The 6243-nt window shown below is 59.7% G+C and carries 5 protein-coding genes; all 5 read left to right on the top strand.

Annotated features, from left to right (window positions below; translation table 11 throughout):
* The coding region (locus tag AC1DT6_RS26920; protein WP_477115070.1) for a VOC family protein at positions 1-813 on the top strand (813 nt) is incomplete at its 5' end.
* Positions 814-1023: 210 nt separating this feature from the next.
* Positions 1024-1878 (top strand): fumarylacetoacetate hydrolase family protein, encoded by an 855-nt coding sequence (locus AC1DT6_RS26915; protein ID WP_477115069.1) that lies wholly within the window; start codon positions 1024-1026, stop codon positions 1876-1878.
* Between the two features lie 32 nt (positions 1879-1910).
* Entirely contained in the window at positions 1911-3689 is a 1779-nt protein-coding gene (locus tag AC1DT6_RS26910; RefSeq protein ID WP_477115068.1) for an FAD-dependent oxidoreductase, read from the top strand.
* Positions 3690-3908: 219 nt separating this feature from the next.
* Positions 3909-4700 (top strand): GntR family transcriptional regulator, encoded by a 792-nt coding sequence (locus tag AC1DT6_RS26905; protein ID WP_477115067.1) that lies wholly within the window; start codon positions 3909-3911, stop codon positions 4698-4700.
* A gap of 195 nt (positions 4701-4895) precedes the next feature.
* Entirely contained in the window at positions 4896-5882 is a 987-nt protein-coding gene (locus AC1DT6_RS26900) for a tripartite tricarboxylate transporter substrate binding protein (protein ID WP_477115066.1), read from the top strand.
* The last annotated feature ends 361 nt before the right edge of the window (positions 5883-6243 follow it).

The following is a 6243-nucleotide window of genomic DNA, read 5'->3' as shown; positions in this document are numbered from 1 at the left end:
CTGCGCAAGGGAAACTCACTCGACGTATTTGCCGGTGACCAGCACTGCTGGGCCAGATTCTATGAGGGTGAACAGAAGCGCCTGGCTTACCTGAGTTTCAATTGCTTTGCAGGGGACTTCGACGGCATCCGGCGACAGCTTGCGGATTGCGGTGCGACCTTTGTAACCGATGTGCCGTTCGGCAGCGAGGAGGGGGTGTGGTTCTTTGACGTGGATGGCAATCTGGTCCAGGTCAAGGTCGGTCCAAAAACGTCCCCGAGCGCGAAGTCCACAGTCCGCATGGAAAGCGCGCCGGCAGGTAGACGCGGGGCGGTGGTCAGGAGCCAGGTGCGGAGAGTCCATCCGCGACGCCTTTCGCACGTATTGCTGTTTTCGCCTGGCGTGCCACGCGCGCTGGATTTCTATCGGAATGCGCTGGGCTTGCGCCTATCGGACAGATCCGATGATGTGATCGCCTTTACCCATGCCCCATACGGCAGCGACCATCACTTGCTTGCCTTTGTGAAGAGTTCCGCCAAAGGCTGGCATCACGCGGCATGGGATGTCGAAAGCGTCGATCAGATAGGACAGGGTGCCAGCCAGATGGCCAACGCGGGTTACAAGCTGGGCTGGGGCACCGGACGCCATGTACTCGGCTCAAACTATTTCTTTTATGTGCTCGACCCCTGGGGCTCGTTCTGCGAGTACTCGGCGGACATCGATTACATCGCCGCGGGGCAGTCGTGGCCAGCGGGCGATTTCCCGGCCGAAGACTCGCTGTATCAATGGGGACCCGCCGTCCCGGATTACTTCATTCGAAACACGGAAGCCTGAGTTGAAACAAGGCAGAGGACGGCGAGCTGGCACCGGTAGACAGGCGCCTGCTGTTTTGCTTCGCTCAATCTGTTCCTTCTGTCGCAGAGGGCCTCAGGCCCCGCGTTGACGGAAACTGGGTCTGGCTGGCTTCAGAAATATATTTGCATTTGTACTTTATTTATATCGCTCGGCGGTGCGTTATGGCCTCGACTTCTTGGGAGTTTGAATATGAAATTGACAACGTTCCTGCTGGATGGCCAGCAACGTATGGGCATGGTGACCACGGAGGGCGTATTAGCCTTGCCTGTGGCAGCAGGCAACGATATTGGCGCGTTGATTGAGTCAGGCTTGAGCGCAGACCAACTACGCAACCTGTATGCCGAAGCTGCACCGGTGCCGGACGGCAGTCGGCTGACTTATCTACCGCCTGTTGTCAGTCCCCGCAAGATTCTTTGCGTAGGACTTAACTATGCCGACCATACCAAGGAGTCGCCTTACGATCAGCCGGACTACCCGACGCTGTTCCTGCGCGTGCCAACCAGCCTGGTGGGGCACGCGGGTGCCATTGTGCGACCAATGGTGAGCGACTCGCTGGACTTCGAGGGCGAGCTGGCTGTCGTGATCGGAAAGGGCGGCAAGCATATTGCGAAGGAAGCCGCGCTGGCGCATGTGTTCGGGTACTCGATCTTCAACGACGGTTCGGTACGAGAGTACCAGTTCAAGTCTCCCCAATGGACGGTTGGCAAGAATTTCGATGCAACGGGTGGCTTCGGGCCGGTGCTGGTGACCGCGGATGAATTGCCGCCGGGCGCGGCTGGTCTCAAGCTGGAGACGCGGCTGAACGGGCAGGTTGTCCAATCCGCGAATACCTCCGACATGCTGTACGACGTGGCTTCGCTGATCGCGATCATCAGCGAGGCGATCACCCTCGAGGCTGGTGACGTAATCGTAGCCGGCACACCATCCGGTATTGGCTGGGCGCGTAATCCGAAGCTGCTGATGCGCCATGGTGACGTGTGCGAGGTCACGATTGAAGGCATCGGCACGTTATCGAATCCCGTCATCGACGAACAAAAGCAATAAGGTCTTTGAGCATGAAATCCGAGGAGACAAAATTGAAGACGATCGAAGTCCCCGTTCTTGTCGTGGGTGCCGGACCGGCGGGCCTGGTTTCCACGGCACTGCTGGCCACCTACGGTGTCCGGACACTGACAATCACCAAGTACCCGGGCACCGCCAATTCGCCTCGCGCTCACATCACCAACCAACGTACCATGGAGGTGTTTCGCGACCTGGGCATCGAAGACCGCGTGCGGCAGTTTGCCACGCCGAACGAGCTGATGAGTAACAATGTCTGGGCGACCAGTTTCGCGGGCACGGAGATCGCGCGACTACAAACGTGGGGCAGCTCGGAGCAACGCAAGGCGGATTACGCGATGGCTAGCCCGTCCCAGATGTGCAACGCACCGCAGCATCTGCTTGAGCCCGTCATCCTGGACTGCGCACGAGAGCGTGGGGCAGAGTTCCTGTTCAATACAGAACTCATTCAGATCTCCCAGAACGACGATGCGGTCACGGCCATCCTGAGGGACCGAGACACGGATGAGACCATGCAGGTCAAGGCGCGCTATGTCATTGGCGCGGATGGTGGCGCTAGCGTAGTGGTGCCCCAATGTGGATTCGAGATGGAAGGCCAGATGGGGCTCGGGGCTGCGGTCAATTGCTGGCTCGAAGTGGATCTCGCCAAATATTGTGAGCATCGTCCCGGTGTGCTGTACTGGATGACCCAGCCCGGCAATGACTATTGGGTGGGAAGTGGCACCTACATCTGCGTGCGCCCATGGAACGAGTGGGTGCTGCTATTCATGTACGATCCCGCCGATGGCGAGCCCGACCTCAGTGAGCAAGCCATTATCCGGCGTGCCAGGGCTACCATCGGTGATGACTCCCTTCCCATCAAGGTAAAAGCTGTCAGTAAATGGCAGATCAATCATGTTGCAGCCAGGGACATGCGTAAGGGCCGTGTCTTCATCGCCGGCGATGCCGCGCATCGACACCCGCCCGCCAACGGTCTTGGCACCAATACCTCGATCCAGGATGCCTTTAATCTGGCCTGGAAGCTTGCGTATGTGATTCGTGGCGGTGCGGACGACGCATTGCTCGACAGCTATTCCGCCGAACGACAGCCGGTCGCCAGGCAAGTGGTTGACCGCGCCATGAAGTCGGTCCGCAATATGCTGCCGATCGCACAGGCGTTAGGATTCCAGCCAGGCCAGAGCGAGGCCGAAGGTTGGAAGAACATCGATGAACTCTTCGGAGGCACGGAGCGGGGACAGGAGCGGCGCCGCGCACTGCAAGAGGCGGTCGAGTTGCAGAACTACCAGTTCAATTGCCACGGCGTGGAGCTTGGCCAGACTTACCAGTCGGCAGCGGTAGTGCCGGACGGGCTGCCGCGCGATCCCTTTACGCGAGATCCCGAGCTCTACTACCATCCGACCACCTCGCCAGGTGGGGTCATTCCGCACGTGTGGCTTGAGTATCACAAGGAGCGTGTCTCCACGCTGGACCTGGTTGGACACGGTCGCTTTACCCTGCTGACCGGTGTCGGTGGTGGCGCCTGGCACCGCATCGCCACTGCCATTTCGAAAGAAACCGGAATCGAGATCGAGGTGGTTAGCATAGGCGGCCCGAACTGTGATGCGCACGATGTCTACGGTACCTGGGGCAAGCTGCGCGGTATCACCGACTCGGGCGCGATACTGGTACGGCCGGATCGTTTCGTCTGCTGGCGGCAACAACGGCATGGCGCCAACTCCGAACGGGAATTCGCCGCAGCAATGCAGGGCATCCTCGGCCGCTTGTCGGATTCCGGGGTCCACTGCCACGCCGCATAGCGCACCCCGCGGCTGACCCAAGGCCGCTGGCAGGCGCGTTGCGCCAGCGGCCTTCGTTCGAATGTATCGGGAACAGCGAAGTCCATGCTGCGTTGGCCATCGGCAACACAGCGGCCGCGACCGCGGTGATAGTCGGGATGTCTTGCTTGCATTGCGACCTGCTCGTCTCGCAAAAATATATAATGGCTCATACTATCTATCATTTTGCGAGGCGATACTGTGCCGAGAGCTAAGTCAGCAAAGGCAGGCGCCGAGGAAGTTGCTGCCGTTGCGGCGGAAACGCTGGACTTGGGGGGGCGCACCTGGGCGTCCATTCTCGAGCAGACCGTCCGTGAAGACATTATCAACGGCAAATTGCCCGCCGGTAGCAAGCTCCGCCTGAAGGAGTTGGCTGAGCGCTACCAGGCAGGTGTTATTCCGCTAAGAGAGGCACTGTCTCGCCTGTGCACGACCGGATTCGTATTGGCAATCGATCAAAAGGGCTTTCGGGTAGCGGAGTTGTCGCCGGAGGAGCTTCTGGACATCACCCGTGTCAGGCAGCAGATCGAAACCAGCGCACTCCGGGACGCGATCGAGACGGGAGATATCGCTTGGGAGGGAGAGGTCGTTGCCGCGCATTATCGCCTGACGCGCATCCCGATGGTTCTGCGTGGACAGGATGGAGCGCTGAATCCCGAGTGGGAGGAGGCCCATGCCGCCTTTCATGAGGTTCTGATCGCAGGATGCAAGTCGCCATGGATGCGCCGGTTTTCGACAGTGCTCAGGGACCAGACGGCGCGTTACCGCTTTATTTCTCTCGCTGTGCCCAAGGCTGAACGAGGCCGGGATGTGGCGGCGGAACATAAGGCAATCGTCAATGCCATCGTCGAGCGCGATGCCAACAAAGCTTGCAGGCTTCTTTCCGATCATTTCCAGGCGACCACGAACCTGGTGCTGAAGTTCCTCCAGCAACCGAAAGCCAAGTCGGCGCCGGCGCGCAAGCGGAGCACATCGGTGGAACTGGGGGGCTGACGCCGTTTCGGCCGATCTTCGCCAGTCGTCTTCTGCGGTAGTCCGCCTCATTCCTGTCTTGCCATCGTTTTCCGCGATGGCGCTTTCACCAAAGATTGCTTTACAGCCGCCTCGGGTTCTTTCACCCTCCATGGCTTCCACCGCGCACGTAGCGTAGGTGGAAGAACAGGGACATGCCCTGTATGGAGACAGAACTTGAAGAACACGACAAAACCAGTTTGCCGCCTCTTTGGCGCGGTGGCTTCCCTGAGCCTCTCACTTGCCTGCGGCACGGCGGCGGCCAGCGGCTATCCCGGCAAGCCAGTGACGCTGATCGTTCCCCAGGCCCCTGGCGGCGCCAATGATGCGGTGGCACGAATTGTCGCGCAAAGGCTAAGCGCAAACCTAGGGCAGCCTTTCATCATCGACAACCGGCCGGGGGCGGGCGGGAATATCGGGATTCAGCTGGCGGCAAAGGCACCACGCGATGGCTATACGCTGCTGCTGACCGTGGGCAGCTCGTACACGATCAATCCGTCGCTCTACAGGAAGATTCCCTTCGATCCCGTCAAGGACTTCGAGCCGATCACGCTAGTGGCTACGGCCCCCTATCTGCTGGTCACGAATCCTGCGTTTCCGGCGAGATCCGTCAAGGAGTTGATCAGTCTGGCCAAATCCAGGCCGGGCAAGCTCGACTACGCGTCGGCGGGGAATGGCACGCTGAATCATTTGCTTGGGGAAATGCTGAAGGCAAAGGCGGGGATCGATCTTGCGCACGTACCATATAAAGGCGCTGCTGCCGCGGCTACCGACGTGGTCGGTGGCCAGGTCCCGATCACGTTCGGCAGCCTGCCCGGCGTGATGCCATTTGTGAAAACTGGGCAGCTGCGCGTGCTTGGCGTGGCTACGGAGAAGCGTTCCCGGCTCGTGCCCGAGGTTCCGGCAATCGCAGAAACCGTTTCCGGCTACGGAGCCGTTTCCTGGTATGGCCTGCTTGCGCCAGCGGGCACGCCGAAAGATATCCTCGCGAAACTTCACGCGGAGACCGTGAAGGTGCTCAATAGCAAGGATGTGCAGGACAGGCTGGCGGTGCAGGGAGCCGAAGCTACTTCCGACACGCCAGAGCAGTTCCGGGCCTTGATCATGGATGAACTGGCAAAGTGGGCAAAGCTCGTCAAGGATTCAGGGGCCCAGCTGGATTGAGCATTGTGGCATTAGCGTGGACAGATGCATGTGCTGTTTCTGGCCGCGTGCCAGGCGCGCTATCACCAAGGTGGCGGCGCCGGCTCAAAAAACGATAGCCAGCTACGACAGAGTTCCCGGCGGCGGTGCGGAATTCGGCGCTGACATTCTGATCATCGTGGCAACGGGGAATCGCGAACACGTTCCCCTTTTCTGGCTGGCGGATTGTCCTTGATTGAGGGGGTATCTTTTACTAGGCTCGACACATCAAGTTGCTAGGAGGTGGGTGACCTGTCGAGCTGCATGCCGGTACCGCGCTCTCTGGCATTGAAAGGCGGTTCAACAGGTGTGTGCCCAATCATGGCACCCATGGCAAAACTGC

This window comes from Cupriavidus sp. 01L45 (genome assembly GCF_056399885.1).
Note: the sequence above shows the minus strand (reverse complement) of the source record. Positions and strands in the feature narration are given on the sequence as shown.

Bases quoted from the DNA above. Each gene is read 5' to 3' on its own strand.
- AC1DT6_RS26915 (WP_477115069.1), top strand. From the start codon at position 1,024: ATGAAATTGACAACGTTCCTGCTGGATGGCCAGCAACGTATGGGCATG.